At 45.5% G+C, this 21,970-nt stretch carries 15 protein-coding genes; 8 read left to right on the top strand and 7 right to left on the bottom strand.

What is annotated here, in order from left to right; genetic code table 11:
* The first annotated feature begins 52 nt into the window (after positions 1-52).
* From E0496_RS18170 to E0496_RS18150, 5 genes are all read left to right on the top strand, one after another.
* Positions 53-1,588: a glycoside hydrolase family 43 protein gene (locus tag E0496_RS18170; protein ID WP_141503169.1), complete on the top strand. Its 1,536-nt coding sequence runs from the start codon at positions 53-55 to the stop codon at positions 1,586-1,588.
* A gap of 364 nt (positions 1,589-1,952) precedes the next feature.
* The gene (locus tag E0496_RS18165) at positions 1,953-2,876 is read left to right on the top strand and encodes an ABC transporter permease subunit (protein WP_141503168.1); all 924 of its coding nucleotides are present in this window, start codon (positions 1,953-1,955) and stop codon (positions 2,874-2,876) included.
* Positions 2,873-3,820, top strand: a complete 948-nt coding sequence (locus E0496_RS18160) for a carbohydrate ABC transporter permease (RefSeq protein WP_141503167.1) — start codon at positions 2,873-2,875, stop codon at positions 3,818-3,820. The genes E0496_RS18165 and E0496_RS18160 overlap by 4 nt, the downstream gene beginning before the upstream one ends.
* A 43-nt stretch (positions 3,821-3,863) precedes the next feature.
* Entirely contained in the window at positions 3,864-5,621 is a 1,758-nt protein-coding gene (locus E0496_RS18155; protein ID WP_141503166.1) for a type 2 periplasmic-binding domain-containing protein, read from the top strand.
* Positions 5,622-5,715: 94 nt separating this feature from the next.
* On the top strand, positions 5,716-7,257 hold the full coding sequence (locus E0496_RS18150) for a carboxylesterase/lipase family protein (protein ID WP_141503165.1): 1,542 nt from the start codon (positions 5,716-5,718) through the stop codon (positions 7,255-7,257).
* 42 nt (positions 7,258-7,299) lie between these two features.
* On the opposite strand, the gene E0496_RS18145 is transcribed toward E0496_RS18150, so the two are convergent.
* The 7 genes from E0496_RS18145 to E0496_RS18115 all read right to left on the bottom strand — a co-directional run bounded on the left by E0496_RS18145 (position 7,300) and on the right by E0496_RS18115 (position 16,557).
* Positions 7,300-8,064 (bottom strand): helix-turn-helix transcriptional regulator, encoded by a 765-nt coding sequence (locus tag E0496_RS18145; protein WP_141503164.1) that lies wholly within the window; start codon positions 8,062-8,064, stop codon positions 7,300-7,302.
* 306 nt (positions 8,065-8,370) lie between these two features.
* Positions 8,371-9,291, bottom strand: coding sequence for a carbohydrate ABC transporter permease (locus E0496_RS18140; RefSeq protein WP_141503163.1), 921 nt, complete (start codon positions 9,289-9,291; stop codon positions 8,371-8,373).
* 19 nt (positions 9,292-9,310) lie between these two features.
* Positions 9,311-10,219: an ABC transporter permease gene (locus E0496_RS18135; RefSeq protein ID WP_421924217.1), complete on the bottom strand. Its 909-nt coding sequence runs from the start codon at positions 10,217-10,219 to the stop codon at positions 9,311-9,313.
* A 161-nt stretch (positions 10,220-10,380) separates the two neighbouring features.
* On the bottom strand, positions 10,381-12,078 hold the full coding sequence (locus E0496_RS18130) for an ABC transporter substrate-binding protein (RefSeq protein ID WP_141503162.1): 1,698 nt from the start codon (positions 12,076-12,078) through the stop codon (positions 10,381-10,383).
* Between the two features lie 124 nt (positions 12,079-12,202).
* On the bottom strand, positions 12,203-13,948 hold the full coding sequence (locus E0496_RS18125; RefSeq protein WP_141503161.1) for a sensor histidine kinase: 1,746 nt from the start codon (positions 13,946-13,948) through the stop codon (positions 12,203-12,205).
* Positions 13,949-13,961: 13 nt separating this feature from the next.
* A complete protein-coding gene (locus E0496_RS18120; RefSeq protein ID WP_161601467.1) occupies positions 13,962-15,527 on the bottom strand; it encodes a response regulator transcription factor in 1,566 nt (521 codons plus the stop codon).
* Positions 15,528-15,654: 127 nt separating this feature from the next.
* Positions 15,655-16,557: an AraC family transcriptional regulator gene (locus E0496_RS18115; RefSeq protein WP_141503159.1), complete on the bottom strand. Its 903-nt coding sequence runs from the start codon at positions 16,555-16,557 to the stop codon at positions 15,655-15,657.
* 116 nt (positions 16,558-16,673) lie between these two features.
* Between E0496_RS18115 and E0496_RS18110 the strand changes: the two genes are divergently transcribed.
* The 3 genes from E0496_RS18110 to E0496_RS18100 all read left to right on the top strand — a co-directional run bounded on the left by E0496_RS18110 (position 16,674) and on the right by E0496_RS18100 (position 21,936).
* Positions 16,674-19,106, top strand: coding sequence for a glycoside hydrolase family 31 protein (locus E0496_RS18110; RefSeq protein ID WP_141503158.1), 2,433 nt, complete (start codon positions 16,674-16,676; stop codon positions 19,104-19,106).
* A 165-nt stretch (positions 19,107-19,271) separates the two neighbouring features.
* Positions 19,272-21,140, top strand: a complete 1,869-nt coding sequence (locus tag E0496_RS18105) for a cache domain-containing sensor histidine kinase (protein ID WP_141503157.1) — start codon at positions 19,272-19,274, stop codon at positions 21,138-21,140.
* The gene (locus E0496_RS18100) at positions 21,121-21,936 is read left to right on the top strand and encodes a response regulator transcription factor (RefSeq protein ID WP_141503156.1); all 816 of its coding nucleotides are present in this window, start codon (positions 21,121-21,123) and stop codon (positions 21,934-21,936) included. The genes E0496_RS18105 and E0496_RS18100 overlap by 20 nt, the downstream gene beginning before the upstream one ends.
* Positions 21,937-21,970 lie beyond the last annotated feature (34 nt).

The following is a 21,970-nucleotide window of genomic DNA, read 5'->3' as shown; positions in this document are numbered from 1 at the left end:
GAATGGGCCTGCTCGCTTGAGCGGGTCCAATTACAGAATAGGGGAGATACAAATGTCAAAGAACCCTATTATTTGGGGGGATTACCCGGATCTCGACGTCATACGGGTTGGCGATACGTACTACATGGTCAGCACTACCATGCATATGATGCCGGGCTGCGTCATCTTGCGCTCGTATGATTTGCTGCATTGGGAAACGGCAACGCATGTATTCGATGTTCTAGAGAATACGCCTGCACAGCGGCTAGAAAACGGACAGCAAATTTATGGGCAAGGGATGTGGGCTGCATCTCTACGCCATCATAATGGGAAATTTTATGTTGTCTTTGCGGCGAATGATACACGCAAGACTTATTTGTATTCAGCTGAGGAGATCAACGGACCTTGGACTAAGCAATATATTGAAGGCTTTTATCACGATTGCTCGTTGCTGTTTGACGATGACGGTCGCGTGTATTTAATCTACGGAAATGCAGAGATCATGCTCACGGAACTAAAGGACGATCTTTCCGGTCCCAAGCCTGGCGGCCTAGAACGTGTGATCGTAAGAGATACCCCGCCGTATGATTTGGGTTATGAGGGGGCGCACTTTTACAAGATCAGAGGCAAATATTATGCCTTCTTTATTCACATATCGCCAGCGTACGGCCGTAGAACCCAAGCTTGTTATGTATCGGATTCGCTGGAGGGTGAATTTTCTGGCGGTGAGGTCTTCAATGACGATAGGGGGTACTTCAATTCTGGAGTCGCGCAAGGCGGGATCGTTGATACGCCGGAAGGACTATGGTATGCCCTATTATTTCAAGACCATGGAGCTGTGGGCAGGGTTCCGGTCATCGTCCCATTGGAGTTTGTGGATGGTTTCCCGGTTTTTGCGAAGGAGACGCCAAAAACGATTGATATCCCAAGCACAAGACCTGACTACACGTACAAATCTCTGATTGGAAGCGATGAATTCCGCTATGAGCCGGATTCAAACGGGAAGGTTCAATTGAAAGATTTTTGGCAATGGAATCATATTCCTAATGAAACGCTTTGGTCGGTGACAGAAAAACCAGGAAGCTACCGAGTGCGCTCCGGAAATATAAGCCCTAACCTGACATTTGCGATCAACACGCTCACACAACGCGCAATAGGTCCTGCTTGCGAAGCAGTGGTTACCCTTGATGGAAGCGAGCTGAACAATGGCGATTATGCGGGGTTATGTTTCTTAATCGGCACGTACGCCTACATAGCCTTGACCCAAGAAGAGGGGCAATTATATCTGGTGTTGATGGCTAGAAAAAGCGAAGATACATCTTTATTCGGAAGCATGGTGGATGACGAGCCTGGGACAGAGTATGCCAGGGTTCCCATCTACGGAACTAAGGTAATGCTTAAAGCGTACGGCAACTTTATGAATAATGCGGATACATGCACGTTCAGCTACCGGGAGGGTGAGGAATGGAAGCAGCTCGGTAATCCACATCAAATGGTATACAAGCTTGATTATTTTATGGGATGCCGCATCGGGCTGTTTTTATTCTCTACAGATAGGTTTGGAGGAATGGCCGAGTTTTCGAAGTTCCAGTACAATGTATTATCGTAATTTGCTTCATAATCAGAAGCCGAAGTAAATAACATGCTCCTCTTACAGTGAACAGGTGAATTTATTCTTAACCTGAGTCTGTTTAGGGAGCTTTTTTTATATTGAAATTTATTGAACTGCTATTAAATTTACAATCAAACCATCGCAGGATATATCAATTATACGTGAGTATAGATCATTGTTTTTAGGCGGCTTATAATTTACTATTTATAAGAAAGTTGGTAATTAATTGAAGGATAAATAATGCGTTTACGGAGGTGTATGGGCCAGAAAGGGAGTGTTTGCTGGTTGTCTGGCATCGCAAATTATTTCATTTCTGTAGTATTGGAAGCGCTTCCAATTAAATTATTTATAGGGGGATTACATGGTGCGTACAAAAGAATACAGGATGAAAAGTGAATCTATTAAAAAATTTCTATACATACTGCCTTTCATGTGTTTACTTGCTATCTTTGCATACTACCCGCTATATGGTTGGGTTTATGCCTTCTTTGACTATACGCCGCCGACACCTTTGTCTCAATCCACTTTTGTTGGTTTCAAGTGGTTTCGATCCTTAGTTGAAAACCAAGTAAAGATAGACCAATTGCTTCAGGTTATTAAAAATACGTTCGGGATGAGCGGCTTGGGCTTGCTCTTCTCATGGCTTCCAATGATATTTGCTATATTTCTGAATGAAATAAAGGCTTTGCGATTTCGGAAGTTTGTGCAGACGGTTACGACCTTGCCTAACTTTATCAGCTGGGTACTGGTCTATTCTCTGGCATTTTCTATGTTATCGAGTGAAGGTATCATAAACGGTCTATTGAATCAATTGGGATTCACCGATTCTCCGATCCTATTCCTTCAAGACTCTGAACATGTATGGATCACCATGTGGGGGTGGTCAATCTGGAAAACATTAGGCTGGTCAGCCATCCTGTATATAGCGGCCATTATGAGTATAGATGAATCCCTTTATGAAGCGGCGCGTGTTGACGGAGCGACAAGGATGCAGGTCATATGGCATGTGATTTTACCGAGTTTGATGTCCACCTATTTTGTTTTGTTAATGCTGCAAATTGCGAGCTTTCTGAATAATGGCCTGGAGCAATATTTTGTTTTTCAAAATGCATTTAACAAAGAAAACATACAGGTTCTGGATTTATATGTGTACAACCTAGCCATGGGAGGCGGGAGCTATTCCGTTTCTGTAGCGATCAGCATGCTGAAGAGTTTGGTTAGTGTTGTGCTTCTCTTTTCAGTGAACGGATTATCAAAAATGATAAGAGGAGAGAGCGTGGTATGAGCGATAAAGCAGCAGGCCTGGCAGTGAACAATGTTCACACTAACAACAAGCATTCCAGCATAACCGAAATCTTAATTTCAGCTTTGATTTATACCCTGTATACGCTGTTTGCTCTCCTATGCATTTTTCCATTTTACTCTATCATTATCAATACCATTAGCGCCAATGATCTTAGCGCCAGAGGTGAGATTGTATTTTACCCGCAGCAAATCCATTTCCAGAACTACTTGGATGTATTTAAGATTCCGGGACTATGGAACGCTGCCGTTGTATCTTTGGGAAGAACGCTGATCGGGACTTCTTTGACCGTTGGGGCTTCAGCCTTTTTGGGATTCATGTTTTCTCAGGAGGATATGTGGGGGAGAAAGTTCTGGTACCGCTTCACAATAATTACGATGTTTTTTAATGCAGGAATTATTCCGTGGTATCTCACCATGCGCTCCTTGCATCTGACAAACCATTTTTTGGCCTACATTTTGCCGACAATAGTAGCCCCGTTTTTTATCATTCTTGTAAAAACCTTTGTGGAATCAACGCCCAAGGAATTGCAGCAGGCTGCAAGTATCGATGGGGCTGGGATTATGACGATCTTCTTCAAAGTGATATTGCCTATTAGCAAGCCGATATTGGCTACGGTTGCCATATTTGCAGCAGTTGATCAATGGAACTCTTTTCAGGACACACTGCTTCTTGTCACTGATAGCAAATTGTATAGCCTGCAGTTCATTTTATATAACTATATTAATCAGGCAAGTTCATTATCCACAATGGTAAACCTTCAAAATGCCGGTTCTACAGCCATGGCAACTTTGGCAACCAAACAAACGACAACTTCAATCCGTATGACAGTTACCATTATTGTTGTTGCGCCTATATTGCTGGTTTATCCGCTCTTCCAGAGGTTTTTTGTAAAAGGGATTATGATAGGGGCAGTGAAAGGCTAACCTGCACCATTATAATAAAAAAATGAATCGAGGGGGTTTACCATTGAGTAATCGTAATAAAACGGGTAAAAAATCGATGGTTGTGTTGTTTACTTGCATATTCATGGTTACAACAGCATTGGCTGGCTGCAGCAAATCTGAGCCCAGCACAAATGAATCGGGACCACAAAACAACACCACGATTGATCACAGCAAGCCGCTAACCCTCACCGTATTCAGCAACGCGGCAAATTACCAAGGAGAGCAGACCGGATGGTATGGGAAGCTACTCAAAGACAAGTTTAATATTACATTGAACATTCTTGCACCTCAGGTAGCTGGCGACCAGTTATACAAGACAAGATCAGCAGCAGGTGATCTGGGAGATATTCTGATCATCGAGAATAGTCAGTTGGAAGAGTTGATTCCTGTCGGTCTTGTGATGGATATCACCGATCGGGTTGCAAATACGAAGTACCTGTCACAATATGTGGACAATCATTTCAAGCCATTTAATGGAGGATTTGATAAAGTAAATCCGGAAGGCAAGATTTATGGTCTGCCGACTTTTGTAGCGGATACTTCACCAACGACATTCTCAGAAGAACTGCCTTACTCCAGTCCAATCCTGCCTTGGGATTACTATAAGGGAGTAGGAGCTCCTAAGCTGAACAATCTGACCGATTTACTGAATGTACTGAAGCAGATGCAGGCAGAATACCCTAAGACGCCAGACGGCAAACCGATCGTTCCGATCACGCTGTGGAAGGACTGGGACGGCGGGGGCATGGAAAATGTACGCTGGTTGAGCAACTGGTACGGTTATGAACAGCCTAATGGTACGTCTACGATACAGTTGAATGCAAAAGGCGACATCGTTCCGCTCATCGATGACAACAGTATGTACAAAAAAATTGTGCAATTCTATTTTACTGCGAATCAAATGGGTCTGATCGATCCGGACTCGGCTTCCCAGGACTGGAACAAGGTTGCTGAGAAGCTTACCAACAAGCAGGTGCTTCTCTTGTGGTACTCATGGCAAAGAGGGTTTTACAACTCGATTGAAAGAGGGATGAACGGAGATGGGAATGTCGCAGTTCCGATCGCTGACACCCGAATCATTCAAAGCAGCGATGCTTATTACGGCAGCGGGAGAGTATTTGCAGTTGGTTCAAAAGCCAAGGAACCCGACAGAATCATGGAATTCTTGGATTGGTTTGTGTCTCCTGAAGGCCTGCGCTACACGACGAATGGTTTTGAAGGCTTCAACTACGAAAAGACAGCAGACGGCAAGTTTAAGCTGACCCAAGTCGGTCAAACGGCATTTCAGGAGAATACACCTGTTCCGGAGGAGTACGGGGGCGGCGGGTACCAGGATGGCCAAAGCAAGATCAATAGTATGATCATGAGCGATTTTGTGAAGGACCCCGATTCAGGAGAGTTTTATAACAATAATTACTGGAATTCTACCAAAGAAGCTAACAAGACAACCTTAACGACAGATTGGCAGAGTACATTTAATGCAACAAACGCAACAGAATACTACCTGAAAAATAATATGATCGATATTGTACCCAACATTAATACAAGTTTTGGTGTCGATTCATCAGATATTAAAAACAAACGAAGCCAAATTTCGGATTATGTTAAAAATACATCATGGAAGATGGTATTCGCAAAGAATCAAGCTGATTTCGACCAGCTGTGGGCAAAGTTGAAGACAGATGTGGAGGGCCTAGGTTGGAATGATGTCGTTGCCTCGGATACGGAAAAAGCTAGAAAAATCGTTCAAATGCGTGCCGAAGCGTTAGCAAGCAAGTAAAATCTTTAAAAATTTCAAACAAGAGGGATATGAATGATCAATCATACATATCTCTCTTGTTCTTGAATACTTGAAACGAAGGGAGTCGTTATACTTGCTTAGAGTCATAAAGGTTAAAAATGGAATGGTCCAGGGGCTTCCAGCAGCGGACCCACGAATTACAAGTTTTAAAGGGATCCCTTTTGCAGCTCCACCCGTAAAAGAAAATCGCTGGCGTGCCCCACAGCCCGCGCAAGACTGGGAAGGCGTACTCAAAGCATTCGAATTCGCACCAATATCGATGCAGGTGAGACAAGAGATCGACGAAAACAATATCTATACCCGCGAGTGGGCCGTGGAACCTGACATCGCGATGGATGAGGATTGCCTCTACCTAAATGTATGGACGCCGGCCAATCGTACAGATGAAAAACTACCGGTATATGTATGGTATTTTGGCGGAGGACTGCAGGTTGGCCATACAGCCGAAATGGAGTTTGACGGCGAACGTTTGGCTAGACGGGGTATCGTGGTAGTTACAATTAACTATCGTCTGAATGTCTTTGGGTTTTTGTCCCATCCCGACATTACGGCGGAAGCCCCAGAAGCCCCCGCGAACTTCGGCAACCTCGACCAACAGGCGGCTACAAAGTGGGTGAAGCATAATATTGAAGCTTTCGGCGGTGACCCGGACAATATCACCATCGGCGGGCAGTCCGCCGGCGGGGGAAGCGTTATGAGCCAGCTCACATCACCCCAGAATGAAGGGCTCTTTCAGAGGGCAATTATACAAAGTGGGATCTTTACTCCTTTATACCCGGGAAATCTTATGCCTGTTCTTCGGAGTCGCTTGTCAGAAGCGGAACAGGACGGTGTGAAGTTTTTTGAGTATCTCGGTATATCCTCGCTTGCAGAAGCCAGGCAACTGGATGCGGTGTACCTCCGCGACAAGGCGGTGGAATACCATGGATTCTGGGGCACCGTCGCAGACCAAGTATTTAGCTTAGGTAACCCGTTTGAATTGTTTCTCCAAAACAAGCGCTGGATGGTACCGGTAATGTTCGGTCATACGTCCACCGAGTTTTTCAGCGTTCCGCAAGCCGACACCATTGAGGACTTCAAGCAAATGGCTATCGCTTTGTTTGGCAATGATGCGGATACCTTTATGGGGCTTTGCTGCGTTCAGCCTGATCATATCGAGGAGAGCAAGAAGAAGGCTTCGGTGAGCGGCATTGAATATGCCATTCGTATTGCTGCGCAAGGGAGCGCCGATGCAGGTGTCGATACCCCGCTGTATTATTATAATTTTGATGCTGAAATACCGGGTTGGGATAACCCAGGCACTTTTCACTCGGTGGATCTCTGGTTTTTCTTCGAGACGCTCGCTAAATGCTGGAGACCATTCGTAGGCAAACATTATGATTTGGCTCGACAGATGTGTAATTACTGGGTGAACTTCATCCGATCTGGGGACCCGAACGGACAAGACTCTACAGGAGAGGAATTGCCGCAATGGGAGCCCTATACACCCGAAGCCCCGTATGGGATGCTGTTCGCAGATCGGGCCGAGTTTTCTAAGGAGCAACCTAGCGAAATCATGAAGTTTCTAGTGGAACAATATTTTAAGAAGAAAAGGCCGGCCTTGCACCCGGAATAAGAGAGTAAAAACCGATTTTTCCATAGCTTTACGGGATGAAAATTAATTATTGACAAGCTTTTGAAAGTTTCTTGGCGAATGCCCTGTTATTTGTTTGAATTGTCTGCAGAAGTGTTCCACATTGTGATATCCGCTAAGAGAAGCAATTTCAGCAATGCTCTGAGTGTTATGAATTAAGTATTCTTTGGCCATTCGAATGCGGCTGTTGATGACATCATCCATGCAGGAAATACCAAAAGTTTTTTTGTAGATATTCTGAAGATAGCCCGGACTGATACGGAGATAATCCGCCATTTTTGAAACCGTCCAATAATCGCCAGGATGGTTTTGAATGGCGATGCGAAGCTTCAATAAAGGATAGTACTGAGGCATAATGTCAGCTTGAAAGTAGGATTCTAATAGCTTGTTGAACAGCGTCCGGAGCAGACAGTCCATGGAAGATTCTTTGTAATCTCGATTAAAGTTGTGTTCAATGACGAGCAGTTCAAAAAGCTTGCGGCAGTAGTCCGGATCATTCAAGAAAAAGGGAACGCCAAAGGGAAGCGAAGATTCCGTAATATAGGGTTCATTGCTCTCGAAGCGGATCCAGTCATTGACGAATTGATCCGCACAGGCCCGGTAATATACTTTTTGATGCGGAGAGTAGAGGGTGGCACTGTGGGCGGGATATTCCTTTAGATCGCCATTGACCCAGAATTGCGCGGGGGTTTTGTTAATGACAAGGAGCCAGTGAGTGCCAATGGGGACATCGATAACAAAATTCTGTTCGTGCGAAGTATTGCATTCTACATAATGAATACGGGTCATGAGCCCCTCCTTGTAATTAAATCTACTATATAGAATAGAAGAAAATTATGGATTAATATTCAAATGCGTTACAACAGTCAATTATATATACACCAATGGTAGAAACGTTGATTTGCAATTATGCCCTTTCAGCTTCCCGGATGGAAGCGAAAGGGCTAAAAAGGTTACATTCTCGTTAGTTTAAGCCTTGTTATCCTTGTGGACTGCCGCAAGGGAACCCGCATGTACGGTAACACGTAAAGATGAGGGCTAAACGCTTCCTCTTCTACCCGAACAACCGCTCCGCTCCACATGATCCTGTTGTCTTTAACCTTTCACACCGCCAACGACCATCCCTTTGACAAAATACTTCTGTAGAAACGGATAGACCATAATAATCGGCAAACTGGCTACGATCGTCATCGTTGCGCGAACCGATGTTGGAGTAACCGTTGTTACATTTCCCTGCGCGTTAGCAAAGGCATCAGCCGCCGAGCCACCTGAACTTGTCGTAGCGCTTGATGTGGACAACACTTTCATCAGTTCATACTGCAATGTACTTAGATTAGGTCGTGAAGAGTTGTACAAGAATACGTCAAACCAGGAGTTCCACTGGGATACCGCTACGAACAGAGACACCGTAGCCAGAGCCGGAACGGTAAGCGGAAGCACAATACGCACAAAGGTGGTAAAGTCTCCGGCGCCATCCATTTTGGCCGATTCCATGATTCCCTCCGGCAAACCTTCAATGAAGGAACGAATAACAATCATATTGAATACGCCGATAATACCCGGGATAATGTATACCCAGAAGCTGTTCAGCATCCCAAGCTCTTTGGTCAGCAGGTAGGTCGGAATCAAGCCGCCGCTGAAATACATCGTGAAAATAAAGGTCATAGATACAAATTTCTTCAATGCATATTCAGGACGGCTGATTGTATAGGCCAGCATCGCCGTACAAAAGACGGAGATGATTGTCCCGATAATCGTCCGCGCCGCGGAGATAAAGGTCGCATAAAACACATTGGATTCGTTAAACACATATTCAAAGTTTCTCAGAGTCCATTCGCGTGGCCAAATATAAATGCTGCCTCGAATCGAATCATTCGCATCGTTAAACGACAAGGCAAACATGTTCAAGAAGGGATAAAGGGTCAAAATAACCAGAATAATCATAAAAATGATATTACACACATCGAATATTTTATCGCCTATCGAAGAATTTCGAGCTGATTTGGCTTGTTCCATAGCCTTTGCCTCCTTTCATTTAGTACAATCTGCTTTCGCCCATTCGTTTGGCGAGGTTGTTGGCGGCGATGAGGAAGATGAAGCTTACCACGGTTTTAAACATACCGGCTGCGGTCGCTAAGCCAAAGTTATTCATTTGCATCCCGTACTTCAAGACGAAGATGTCCAGATTTTCCGAGAATTCAACATTGATACCGTTGCCCAGCAAGTACTGCGCTTCGAACCCGGACTCCAGAATATGGCCCAAATTCATAATCAGTAGGATGACAATGACCGGCTTCATGCCCGGAAGCGTAACATGCCACATCCGTTGAAGGCGCGAGGCGCCATCCATTTCAGCCGCTTCATATTGAGTCGGATCAATCGTTGTAATAGCGGCCAAGTAAATGATGGTGTTCCAGCCGACATTCTTCCATACTTCCGTTACGCCAAGAATCCCCCAGAAATATTCGCCAACTCCCAACCACAAAATAGGATGATCGATAAGCTGCAATCGGAGCAGCAATACATTGACGATACCCTCTGGCGCGAGTGCTGTTTGCACGATATTTGCAGCGACTACCCATGAAATAAAATGAGGCAAGTAGCTGATTGTCTGCACCGTTCGCTTAAAGTAAACCTTACGCAATTCATTCAGCAGCAGTGCCAGCACGATGGCCGTCGCAAATCCCAGTACCAGATTAATAGAGCTCATAACGAGCGTATTGCGCAGGACTAGATAAAACTGTTGTTCCTGAAACAAAGACTTGAAGTTATCTAAACCGATCCAGGTCTGGTCAAAGAGATCCTTTGCCAATTTGAATTTTTGAAAAGCAATCGTCCATCCCCAGAGCGGAATATATTTAAATAGAATAACCCAGACGAGAAAAGGCAAGGACATCAGCATCAGCATTTTCTGTTTGGATAATGTTTTGAATAAGGTTCTCAGGCGCGAATCTTCAGAAGTCGATCCTGCCAGCTGTACTGCATGTTTCTTCACCCGATCCGTCTCCCTTCCGGCTAAAACTGTCTCTCTTGAGCAAGCTTAGAAGGGAAAAGTGAAGTGGCTTCACTTTTCCCGGTTCATTATTATCATTCAGATACTGTTGTCTACCAATTTCCTTCGATACGATCCTTTACTTTGGCGGTAACAAATTTTTCAAATCCAGCAGAACCTAGCTTATTAAACTCTGCGATGTATTCATTCCAAATGGACTCAAAGGCTGTCTCAGAAGCGAACACCATTTTTGGATAGTATTTCTGCTGTAGATCTCCTGCTTTCTGATTGAAGATCTGTTCAGGAGAGCCTTGTTCCTTCTCAATACTCCAGGCAGGGTACCATGCGCGTTCTACCGGTTCGGAGTAAAAGCCGGAGAAGGTCTTCAGACCGTAGGCTTTTAGCAGGGCTAGATCGCCCTCCGTGTAATTGACTGCCGCTACCTCTGGCTGACTGGTAGGCACATGAGCGTTTCCGTCCTCGTACACCGAGTTATTGCCATAACGCGGCCACTCATAATCGAAGTACGCCCAGCCGTATGTGCGTCTGAATTCATTGTCGTTGCGGTTGGCTAATTGCTCCTTGCTCATGATGAAACGTCCTTCTTCATTAATAGAATAAGTGACATCTTTCTCACCCCATTGAATGAGCTTCTGATTTTCTTCTGTCAGCATGTTATCCCAATATTTAATGATTCGTTCCGGGTCCTCAGCACTCACGGTAATTCCCAGCCCGCGGTTGTTGACGAAGGAAGGAGGATCAATATAGGCATCTGTGATGCTTTCATCAAAGACTATAGGAAGCGCCACATAACGAAGGTCGTCATTGCCCGCCGCTTTCAGATTGTTGGTAGCATCGCCAATCTGCCAGGAATAGTTGACATATCCCAGCACACGGCCCGATGTAAGTTTAGCCAAGTACTGGTCTTTGTTTGCAGTAAAGGTTTCTGGGTCAAGCAAGTTTTTCCGGTTTACCGCGTTTAATGAGGAAAGCCAGCGCTTCTCATATTCGCTAGCCATATAAAGCTTGGCTTCATGAGTCTGCATGTCAACCATGACGTTGCCGTCATTCGGATATCCGGCTAGATGCATCGGCTGATTGGTGATGGTGAAAAACTCACCAGGAGTGCCCGCGAACGTAAGGAAGCCAATCGTGCCTTTTCCGTCTACAGTAGGGTATTTAGCTTGATACTGCTCGATTAGATCAAAATATTGATCAAGCGTTTTCACTTCCGGATAACCAAATTCTTTCAGTACACGTCGTTGCATCCAAAATGTACTGGACGCGTCTGGCTCCATCAAATAGCCGTTTACATTGGCCGTGAAAGGAAGAATATAGATGTTTCCGTCCTCATTCGTGATTTTGTCCATATAATCGCCGTACACACGCTTGATGTTAGGACCATACTTCTCAATCAGATCGTTGAGCGGGATGAACGCGCCTGCGTCCAGAAGCTTAGAAAGCTCGCCTACTGGGGAGATGACATCAGGATAATCGCCGCCGGCGATCATGACACCAGACTTTGTGCTTGCATCCCCTACAACATATTCCATCTTCCAATCGACACCTGTCTGGCCTTGGAGAAGTTTGCCGATGGTCGTGTTGCTTGCAATCACGTCTTTATTCGTTCCGAAGGCAAAGTAATCGTAGGTTACCGGTTCTGTACTAACCTCACCTTTCGTTCCTTCTGTTGCTTTGTTTCCATTTGTTTGCTTGTTTCCTCCTGCATCATTATTTGAGCAGCCAGCAAGGAGGATTGTCATAGCCGTTAGAACGGCCAGGCTGGATTGCAGCCATTTTTTGTTGCGCATTGCCGTATCCCCTTTCTCTATCAAAGTATTGTAAGCACTTTCAGTATAGAAGATCGTGTTTATGATTGTTATATAGCAAACCTTAGATCGGTCTTTGAATAATTAAGTACTTATTGCTCGGAATTTATTTTTTTTTGTCCAGCGGTAGACGCAGCATGATCCGTGAGCCTCCCCCTGGAGAACTGTCAATCGTGAAGGTGAACGATTCACAATAGCATATTTTCAGGCGAGTAATGACATTTTTCATTCCGATAGAATCGCCCATGATCGCTTCCTCATGGAGGTAATGATGAAGCTCGCTGATCTTCTCCTGATCCATGCCCACCCCGTTGTCTGCAATAAGGAAGACAATCTGACCTTGTTCTTGCGCGATCTGAATCGTAATATAACCGATGCCTGGCACGCTCTCGATGCCATGAATGCTTGCATTTTCCACAAACGGTAAAAAGGTCATCTTCGGAATTTCAATATCTAGCAGGGATTGATCCACTTCGATATGAAACTCCAGTTTCGTATCGAAACGGTACTTCTGAATTTCCAGGAAGCTTTCCATTAATTCAAGCTCCTCGCGAATCGTAACGAAGCTCCGTTTCCAAAGAATCGATTTACGGAAGATTTTCGCCATGTTCTGAATCGTCTTGGCCGTCTGTAACTCACCCTTCATCTGACTCCGCATTCGGATCGTCTCCAGCGCATTGAATAAAAAGTGGGGGTTGATCTGACTGTGCAGCGCGTGCAATTGGGCTTGTCTTTGGCTCAGCTCTAGCTCTTTCTTCTGTATTTCCGTTACATACACATCATTGATCAGATTCTCAATCCGCTCACTCATTCGATTGAACTCCACTGCAAGCTCGCCGACCTCATCCCGTTCCCGATGATAAGGAATACGTTCGAAGTTTTTGCCTTTTACGGACTTCATGTGTTTCAGGATCTTTTGAATGCGTGTGTGGATCGAGCGGGAAACAATGACAATCACAATCGTAGGCACAAGGAAATTAATCCCTGCAAACCAAAGGATAAATTGCCCTGATTGTCGGACATCATATAGGATTTTCTCTTCATCCAAGACCCCGTAGATCGTCCAGTCACCCAAATAGCGGTTATTATGATATTGCTTGCTAATGACGATTGCCTTATTTGGTACAGGTATTTCCTTAAGAGTTAGTGTCCGTCCTGTTGTGATCAGATCACTTGGTTGGCCGCTGGACAGACGGCCGTAACGAGCTTGAAAAGACGGATCCATAAAGTAAAAATCCCCCTTAAAGCTGGATAAATCAAGAATTTGGTTAATATAACTCATGTTTAAGTCGATTTTCATCACATGCTCATAGGTCTCAAACCGGAGATCGGATAGTTTTTGAATAACGCTGATACTATCGGACGTTACGTACAAATAGGGATATGTGTTATTGGAATTTTTGATTTGATGATACCAATCCGTGTTCCGCATTTCGTCCTCGAGTCTGATGATATGGCTTGAGGCGAGTATCGTCGGATTGTCGCTCATAATCACAACAGAGCTGATGGATTTGTACTCCTTGTCGGCTCGGTTGAATAGATTTGTTATGGCATTTAGAGACTCTACATAGTGATCATGAGACGCATGAACCGTGTTTAAATGATTGTTGAGCTGCTTGTTAATAGAATACAGATAGGAAATACCAGCTGCATCTTCAATGACCGCCCCTAATTCGGCTTTCAAAAGATTTATCGCTTGTTCCGCATCTGCTGTTTTCTGATTTTTGATGTTAATGGTGGTCACATGATAGAACATTACGTTAGTCAGCACAATGGGTATAAACACGCACACAATATAAATGAAGACCAGCTTGTTTCGGAGCTTCAAATGATGAAACCGATAGTTAAGCACGGGGGGAGCCTCCTTATTTCTTACCGATGATCTTATTGCGATAATCCGTTGGTGTCATGTTTTCCAGCTTTTCAAACTGGGCAGCAAAATAATCGGCATTTTGAAAGCCTACGAGATCCGCGATTTCGTACATGCGTTTTTTCGTTTGCCGCAGCAGCCGCTTCGCCTCCTCGATGCGAAGCGACAGCACATACTCATTGAAATAAACGCCGTAATTTTTGCGAAACAGCTGACCGAGGTAGACCGAATTCATATGAAATTCGGAAGCAATCCCTTTTAAATAGATGTTTTCTTTGTAGTGGCTGTCGATATATTTTTTTACTTTTTCAATACTGCCCTCGTTCTTTTCGCCTCGCTTTTTCGCTATATAGGTAGCCGCTTCTTCTATAAACTGCAAGAAAACATATTTTAACTGCTTCAAATTGCGGTATTTCATTTGCCAATTAAGCAACTCGTCCAACCATTGAAGATCTTTTTCGTTACCTTCCAGCTGCCGGATGATATTGATGATAGCAATCATGATTCGCCTTATTGTGTTCGTAACTGCACCTGAAGCGAAATGCCGTTCCTGAAAGGCAATAAAAATGGCATCAATTGCGGAGTGATAACCTTCCGTTTGATTAGCTTCAATCTCATAGATGAGCTTGCTGTGCAGTACTTCATCCACATCAAAGTAATATAAGGGCAGCTTATGCAGGTCCGATGCCATAAAGATGCCGTTGGAGCCGGCGGCAAAACGATAATTCAAGCATTCCTCGGCACTGGTTCCGGAATGAGCGATCTGTTTTAAATGACTTGCCGTGTGACCTATAAACAAAGCTATTGTCGTTGCAAGCTCCGTCTCCAGCATATCAAGCAGCTTGGTGTAGTTCGTCCGCACTGCTACGTTTTGCTCGTCCAGCCACAACTGAGGCACAATAAAGCCATATTGATTGTACGCGCGTACATGAATGAGCAGAGGTTGCCCCTCATGATGAAAATATTGCTGGAGCGATGTTTGCAGTGCGGGAAAATAGTCAATTACCCCTTGAGGCAGCCTATCCTGTATTTCTGCAATGATATACGTATAGGAAGAGGAGAGTGGAAGCTCCAGCGCATGGGCAATCCGTGCCATCACTTGCTCGCTTGGTTCGGTCTGCAGCAAGCTTTCGATGACGGTTTCGATAAGCGGCTTTTCTCTCGTTATCGATAAGAGCTGTTTTTGATTCAGCGTATTGGCTATTTTCTTCAAGGTGGATGTAAACTCCTGTTCATCAACCGGCTTCAGGATATAATCTGACACGTTGTAACGGAAGGCTTGCTGAGCATAAGAGAAATCGGGGTACCCGCTTAAGATAATAAACAGCGGTTGATGCTCGCACTCTGCTTTCACCTTTTGAATCAATTCCAGACCGTCCAGTACGGGCATGCGTATATCCACAATGACTAAGTCCGGGGTCTGTTGTTCGATAAGGCCCAGTGCTTGCTCCCCGTTTTCCGCTTCGCCACAGATTTCAAATTGTAACGAAGACCAATCCATTAGACTTATTAACCCTTTGCGCACAAAAATTTCGTCATCTACGATCAGCACTTTATACATGAGGCTTCCTCCTCGTAATTCAATGATAAGAACCATTTACTCTCCAGTATCCTGTCGTTTTACACAGCCGCCTCGCGCTTTCGAGGTATTGTCTGCCCAGTTAAGAGTAGGAGAGCTTGTCATGCAGTCAGTTCGGGAAAGCAGCGTTCCCTTTCAGTCGTTTGAATCTCGATGGCGAGATTCCTTTATATTTCCTGAATTGTTTTGAGAAGTAGCTCAGATGCTGAAAGCCGTTCTCGAGCGCTGCTTCTAACATGCTGCAGGAGCCGGATTGTATCATGAGCGCGGCACTGTTCACACGGAGCAAATTAATGTATTCCAAGGGCCTCATGCCTGTCAGTTCTTTGAATAGCCGACACAGATGGGACGGCGATATGGAGCCGATGGTTGCCAGATTGTCAAGCGTGAGCGGAGATTTGTAGTTTTCGTCGATGTATTCCAGCACTTGAAGCATATTCTTCCACTTGTGCGCGTTTAACGAATTGGACCGTTCGTAAAGCTGTTTTGGAATCAATTGCGGGTAGAGAGCCGCAAGAAGCATATAAAGCTGCCCCTTTACGCCAAGCTGAAATCCGTCATGCCCGTTATGGTATTCCGTAAGCAGATCTTCGATTTTATTAATCACGGGTCGATCCTGAGCTCGCTGTCGCGATAGCAGGGGAGGGAACAGCAACTCCCCCCTTAGAAGCGGATTCAAGTACTGCTCCTGACATAAATCGGGATGTAGGGCGGATAGCCATGAGAGCTTGAATACGATGGCGGTATAGGAGCAACCTGCTTCGACATCACTATAGCCGCTGTGGGGCTCTCCCGAATTGATGATTAGGCAATCTCCAGCCTGCACGGAAATCTCGGAATGGTTCACGGAGAAAACGGCTTGTCCCGCTCTTATATGGATCAATTCGATCTCCTCGTGCCAATGCATCGGTAGAATTTGCTGATTACCCAGATAGTAATCCACGTTATAAACGGCGAAAGGAAAGTCTGAGGAGCCGTGCGGCACTTTTTCCAGAAGACGGTATTCCAGCAAAGCAATTCACCTCCATATCAATATTGAGTCAATTATAAGCAAAATTGAGTTAGAAGTTAATTAAAAAAATCAATATCATGATAACTGTATGAAATTATATAACGGGAGGGTTTGAAATGCCAATCTTGGATTACAAGCAGTTGCCGGAAGCTCTGTTGATTGAAATGGGTGACGCAAGAATGCGGATCATTCCATATAACGACAAAGTCATTCGAATTCAGTATACGAAGGAAGAGGATTTCAGCGCCAAAGCAAGCATGGCGGTAGTGGGTGAGCCGGATGCCGAAACCTCCTACAATCTGGAGGATCATGGAGATGAGCTTATCTTTCTTACGGCTCAGCTGAATATTCGAATAAATAAACAATCAGGTTCATTTTCTTATTACGACGCGGGCGGCTGCTTGTTGACGAGTGAGCCTGCGCGGGGCGGTAAGACGCTGGAGTCGGTAGACGTCTTCAAGTCGGTGTTCGACGAGTCGTCCAATTTGGATACAGGGCAGGGAGCAGACGGACTGAGGGTTAGAGCTGAGAATATCCGGAAGACGTTCGACCGCAAGGCATACCGCACGAAGCTTGAGTTTGAATGGGCGGATGGAGAAGCGTTGTACGGATTGGGCTCTCACGAGGAAGGCATGTTTAATTTGCGAGGACAGCATCAATATTTGTACCAACAGAATATGAAAGCAGTTGTACCTATTCTAGTTTCGACAAGAGGGTATGGTATTTTCCTCGATAGTTATTCACTAATCATGTTCCATGATGATGCGTTCGGCTCCTATCTGTCTTCCGAGGTTGACGATGAACTTGACTATTATTTCATCTGTGGCCCGGAAATGGATGAGATCGTGAGCGGCGTTCGTTTCATGACCGGGAAAGCGCCAATGCTTCCCAAGTGGGCGCTCGGATATGTACAGTCCAAGGAGAGATATACCTCGCAAGAGGAATTGGTCGCCACCGTCCGGGAATATCGGGAACGACGCTTGCCGATCGATTGCATTGTCCTGGATTGGAAGTCTTGGACGGGGGAACTTTGGGGCCAGAAGACGCTGGATCCGGACAGGTTCCCAGAGCCTGGTGCCATGACGGAGCAATTGCACGCGATGAATACACGTCTCATGGTATCGATCTGGCCCATTATGAATCCGGAAAGCGATAATCATAAGGAGATGCTGCAGCATGACGGGCTTCTAGGCAATCGTGCTACCTATGACGCATTCCAGGAAAAGGCGAGGAGAATCTATTGGAAGCAGGCGAACGAAGGTTTATTTTCGAATGGCGTTGATGCCTGGTGGTGCGATTGCACGGAGCCGTTTGAGGCTGACTGGCAGGGAGCTGTCAAGCCGGGACCTGAGGAGCGCATGATTATCAATTCGGATGAGGCTAAGTTGTATTTGGACCCGGAACTAATCAACGCGTATTCGCTGCTGCATTCCCGAGGCATCTATGAAGGCCAGCGCGCGGAGTCGCAAGACAAGCGAGTTGTTAATTTGACACGTTCCGCGTATGCTGGGCAGCATCGTTATGGAACGGTCACTTGGTCCGGCGACATCTCGGCGAACTGGGATACAATGCGCAAGCAAATTCCGGACGGCCTTAATTTCTGTGCGACGGGTTCTCCCTATTGGACTCTGGATATCGGAGGGTTTTTTGTTCAAAATAAGCCTGATCTATGGTTTTGGAGCGGGGATTACGACGATGGCGTCAATGATCTCGGTTATAGGGAGCTTTATGTCCGGTGGTTCCAGTATGCCGCATTCCTGCCGTTGTTTCGTTCCCACGGCACGGATACGCCGCGGGAGATCTGGCAATTTGGGGGGGCTGGAGAGCCTTTCCACGATGCGCTCTTGTCGTTTCTTGAGCTGCGCTACAAAATGATGCCTTATATGTACTCCTTAGTCGCCCGTATCTATCGGGACGATTACACGATAATGCGAGCGCTGCCTTTCGATTTCCGGCAGGATGCCGCCACATATGACGTTGACGATCAATTTATGTTCGGTCCTGCTCTGCTCGTTAATCCCGTCACTCGGCCAATGTACTACGATGTCAATTCTAAGCCCATTGAAGGATCGGTTAAGACGAGAAGCGTTTATTTGCCTCATGGGAGTAAGTGGATCGACTTTTGGGAGAACCGTGTCTACGAAGGCGGCCAGAATCTGGAAGCTGAGGCACCGTTGGAACGCATTCCGTTATTCGTTCGGTCAGGCTCCATTCTTCCGATGAAAAATGGAATGCAATTTGCTGACGATCGTTCGGACGGGCGACTGTATGTCCGCATCTATGGAGGCCAAAGCGCATCGTTCGACTATTATGAAGACGAGGGAGACAACTACCGCTATGAGAGCGGCGAGTACGCTACCATTTCTATGGATTGGAACGAGGAGACGCGTATGTTCACGCTTGGAGACCGGAAGGGCAGTTATCCGGGTATGGCTAACCAAATAGACATCACCATTCTTCTGCATGAACCGGGTGCCGATGGGCATTCCATAACGCTTGCTGACAAACCGGTTATTTATGCTGGAAAAAAACATGAGATTGCTTTTTAAACGAGAATAGCGGGAGTAACGCTAGCCAGGAGGTTGGGCTAGCGTTGCACTTTCACTGAACTCTGGATGGAAACGAACATTCCTTAGCACAATTCCGACAGCATTCGTCGCTTGACGGCCTGCCATGTTAATATGGAAGCAATACCACTGGAGAATAGGTGACTTATGATCTGGAAACTGACAGGCTCTATACGATATCAGCTATACATGACATATGCCCTCATCATCGTACTTGTAACCGCCATTTATGTAGGCGCTTTCTTTTTATATGAATCAAAGCAGATTACGCTACGTTCACTGATGTCTATCAATGAGCTCTCCCTTAGCTTGTCGAATAAATTAGATCTCGAAATACAGAAGATAGATGATGTGACGCTCAGTGTTGCTTATTCGAATCTCATCAAGGATCGTCTTCTGCAGCTCTCGGGAAGTCGCGATAAGAAGGAGCCAGCCTCTTATTCGGCCGATCAAATTGCGGACATTAAGGAGCTGAGCGAGATTATGGTGGCAGCCATAGGGCCAACCCAATCCGTCAGGGAATTGACGATTTACGATTTCGAAGGAAATCGCATCTCTACCGGCGCATTGTTGAAGTATACGAAGGAGGATGTTAATTCGAAGTCTTGGTACGAGGAAGTCATTCAAGGCGAAGGAGGAATTGTCATCGGCATGCCTGAGCCGGATGAAGAGCTTGCGCAATCATTTGTTTTTTTCAAAGACAAATATTTTATTTCATTGTACCGCACTTATTTCGGTGGGTTCGGGGAAGCTCAGGGAATCATTAAAGCCCAGCAGGATGCAGAAACAATATTTAGCAGCTTGATCGATCTCGAACTTCGTAACGAAAGCAGAAAGCGCTTCTACGTCATGGACAGCAAAGGCAATCAATTATATCCGTACGAAGGGGAGGACAAGACGGCCGGCTATTATTTCGAGCAGCGAGCCAGTCAAGAACGCCATCCTATTTATATAAACAATCCGTTGAGCGGAGAGAAGGAGTTGGTCTCCTATCACTTATCCGAAGAGACGGGCTGGCTGCTGGCGGTCGTGATTTCGAAAAAGGAGTTATTCGAGCCTCTCAGGCAGTTTACTCTAACGGCAGCGGCGATCACCTTAGCGATACTCGTCTTTACCTTGCTCTTCTCTTATTACGCAGCGCAGAAAATAACGAGGCCGATAGCCAGACTGCATTCCTCGATCAAAAAAATAGACCTGACTGGGACGCTCCAACCGAAGCGCCAAACTGACAGCGGCATAAACGAAATCGAGGCGCTTAATCTAGCCTTTCAAAATATGCAAGCGAAATTACAAAGCTCCGTCGATAAGTTGTTGTATTCGCAGTCCCAGGAGATCACAGCAAAAATAGCAGCGCTCTCATCCCAAATGAACCCTCATTTCTTATTTAATACAATTACGACGGTTAGCATTATGGCCGAAGAAGGAATGTCCGAGGAAATCTTGCATCTCTGCCAGAAGCTATCCACCATGTTACGTTACATTTCGTCGGAAGAATCCAATGTTGTAAGTCTTGGTGCCGAAATTGACTATACATCCGCTTATCTAGAGTGTATGAAAATCCGGTATCAGGATGATTTGCTCTACGATATTGCAATCACGGATGAACTGATGGGAATTCCGATACCTAAGCTGATCATACAGCCGCTAGTTGAGAACTGCATGAAGCATGCCATACACGTTGAAGGGCCGTGGAAAATTTTTGTGAAAGGGTATGTGTACGAAGACGAATGGCTCATAACTGTGACGGATAATGGTCCCGGCATGCCGGAGGACAAGCGCAGGCTATTGGTTGGCAAAATAAACGAATTAGAGGAGACGGGCCGATTCCCGGGCTTGAGTATCGACGGAATGGGGCTGCTGAATATTTATTTTCGCTTGAAGTTCACTTATGGCGAGCGCATGGTTTTTGCGATAGAAGAGAGGAATAGTGGTTTTTCAATCACAATCGGTGGGCCGTTATCCAAATTAACTGAACAACTCGAAGGAGGAATGGAAAATGGGAAGCAGCACGTATAATGTACTGGTTGTGGAAGACGAGCCCATGATTCTGAACAATATTGTGAAGAAGCTGGATCAGTCGAATATGGGGTTTACGGTTGTACAGACTGCGAAAAACGGACGACAAGCGCTAGATCAGCTTGGGGTGGAACTTCCCGATGTCGTCTTCACAGACATTCGAATGCCCCTGCTAGACGGGATGCAGCTTGTTCAGCAAATTGATGCCTACTATTCTACGGTGCGTACAGTTATTCTATCAGGCTACAACGATTTCGAATACGCTCGCACGGCCATTCGGTACAATGTCAGGAACTATCTATCCAAGCCGCTTGACATGCAAGCGCTTCATCAATGTCTGATGAGGCTAAGAATCGAACTGGATGCAGAACACGACAGCGTGCTCGAGCGAATGAAAGTGCTCAAGGCAACCCAGGGAGTGAGTGTCCAGGATTCGATTGAGATGCTAAGGCTATTCCTAAATGAGAATTATATGCATGACTTCCGGTTGGACCAGATTGCCCAGGAGCTGAACTTCAATTCCTCCTACCTGAGCAAGTGGTTCGTGAAGATCGTTGGGGAGACTCCTTCCAACTATATTATTCATTTGAAAATATCGAAGGCCAAGAAGCTGCTGCAATCCGTCCAAGAATTATCGGTTAAGCAAGTAGGCGAGATGGTAGGGTATGCCGATCAAAATTATTTCAGCCGGCTGTTTAAGCAGCAGACGGGACTGAGTCCGAGCCAATACCGAGAGATGTGCCTGCGGGGAGAAAATAAACACATAACATTACACGATCATATGCATAGCGAATAAAAGAAAGCGCACTCATAATAAGGATGAAGCTAAC

It is taken from the genome of Paenibacillus luteus, assembly GCF_006542765.1.
Lineage (GTDB): Bacteria > Bacillota > Bacilli > Paenibacillales > Paenibacillaceae > Pristimantibacillus > Pristimantibacillus luteus.
This window is presented reverse-complemented; position numbering and strand designations above follow the sequence as displayed.